Genomic DNA, 1,846 nt, shown 5'->3' with positions numbered 1-1,846 from the left:
GCGCACTCCGCGAGCATCCGCTGCTCGAGCTGGTTCGCATCGACACGACGCCCGCTTCGCATGCGCCCCGGGCTACGGCGGCGTCGACGCCGCCGGCTTCGCTCCCCCTCCAGGGCATGCGCGTACTCGATCTCACGAGAGTCATCGCTGGTCCGGTCTGTTCACGCACGCTCGCCATGCTCGGTGCCGACGTGCTGCGTATCGATCCCCCACATCGGCCCGAACCGGAGTGGCAGCACCTCGACACCGGACACGGCAAGCGATCCGCGGTGCTGGACGCGCGCACGTCTCGGCTGCAGGAGTTGCTCGCGCATGCCGATGCCGTCGTACTCGGCTACCGTCCCGCTGCTCTCGACAGGCTGGGGCTGCAGCCGGAAGTGCTCGCGCGCCGATATCCGCGTCTGGTCGTCGCGCAGCTCAGCGCTTGGGGCGTGGAGAATCCCGAGCGGGCAGAGTTCGACAGCCTCGTTCAGGCGGCGAGCGGAATCTCGTTCATCGAGTCGGCGGACGGCGACCGCCCCGGTGCGCTTCCGGCCCAGGCTCTCGACCACAGCGCCGGCTACCTGCTCGCTGCGGCGGTGACCGCTTTGCTGCGCCGCCGCCCAGAGGAAGGTTCGTGGATCGTGCGCACCTCACTCCGTCGCGTCGCGGCGGAACTGCTCGGGATGCCCCGCAGCGGAGAACCCGCAGCCGAGGTCGAGTTCGACACACGGCCGCATGTGGAGCGATTCGATGTCGACGGAACGGCTCTCGTCACCGCTCGTCCTGCGCTGGCGGGCTTCGAGTATCGGGCGCCGCACAAGTGGAGTTCGGATCAGCCCACCTGGTGACGGCGCCCGCGCATCGAGAGAACGAGGCAGAGCACGAACGTGATCGCGCCCCAGATCGCACACGCTGGTGGGAGAACCCGGTAGGCGAGGTGCTGAACGGTGAACTCCGCATCCAGCGGACCGAAGACGACGAGTCCGCCGACCCACGCGCCGACCAGGATCACGGGGAGCGAGGCCCACCATGCCACGCGCATCCACATCGGCGAAGACTGCACGACGGTCGGTCGCGGGGCCTGTCGACGAAGCCACAGCAATGCCCAGATGCCGATAATCGCATGGCCGATCAGGCTCGACCCGTGCTGGAGCCACTTGAACCCGGGCAGCGGGCCCCACATCTCCTCGAGTCCGGGAATCGCCTGGACACCCCAGCGTCCCTCATGCGTGAAGAGGTCCCACACGATGTGCGAGAGCACTCCGAGCACGAACGACACGGCGAGCAGGAACGGATACGCGCGCTTCTGCCCGACGCCGACCGCCGACCGCACCGCGGCGAGACCCCTGTCATCCCAGTCGTCTGGCAGGCGTCGCGCCAGCCACAGCGGAACCAGCTCGGGAACCGCCGGACGCAGGACGACGCGCCAGATCAGGAACAACGCGAACGCGAGCAGTGCGGTCCACACGACATTGCCGAACGTGTGGGTGAACGAGTAGTTCAGCCCCACGCCGCGCACGAACAACGGGAGATCAGGTGTCATCGCGCCGATCGCGATCGCCGCCGGCACCAGCGGCGTACGGATGAACGGCAGCGCGACCAGTGCGTGGCTGGGAGTGAACGGCATCCGTCTCTGCTATCCGCTGACCGGAGACTCAGCCGAGGAAGACGCCGGCGAGGGTCTTCTTGCCGCGGCGGAGTACGGAGACGCCGCCGGGAAGTGTGCCCTGAACCGTGGCTGCCTCGTCTTCGACGCGTTCGCCGTCGAGCGTGACACCGCCCTGGGTGATCGCGCGCCTCGCCTCGGAGAGGCTCGCCACGAGCCCGGTCTCGACCAGCGCCTCGACCACCGGAGTACCGGCGG

At 68.7% G+C, this 1,846-nt stretch carries 3 protein-coding genes; 1 reads left to right on the top strand and 2 read right to left on the bottom strand.

All coding sequences use genetic code 11. The features are described from left to right. A partial coding sequence (locus tag KZA10_RS13920) for a CoA transferase (protein WP_218683175.1) occupies positions 1 to 830 on the top strand: 830 nt, incomplete at its 5' end. Here KZA10_RS13920 and KZA10_RS13915 read toward each other — a convergent pair. Next, entirely contained in the window at positions 815 to 1,609 is a 795-nt protein-coding gene (locus KZA10_RS13915) for a DUF4184 family protein (RefSeq protein ID WP_218683174.1), read from the bottom strand. The two genes, KZA10_RS13920 and KZA10_RS13915, sit on opposite strands and share 16 nt — an antisense overlap. Before the next feature lie 28 nt (positions 1,610 to 1,637). Beyond that, positions 1,638 to 1,846: S4 domain-containing protein (locus KZA10_RS13910; protein WP_256934867.1), on the bottom strand; the 209-nt coding region annotated here is incomplete at its 5' end.

This window comes from Microbacterium sp. BF1 (assembly GCF_019279095.1).
Lineage (GTDB): Bacteria > Actinomycetota > Actinomycetes > Actinomycetales > Microbacteriaceae > Microbacterium > Microbacterium maritypicum.
Note: the sequence above shows the minus strand (reverse complement) of the source record. Positions and strands in the feature narration are given on the sequence as shown.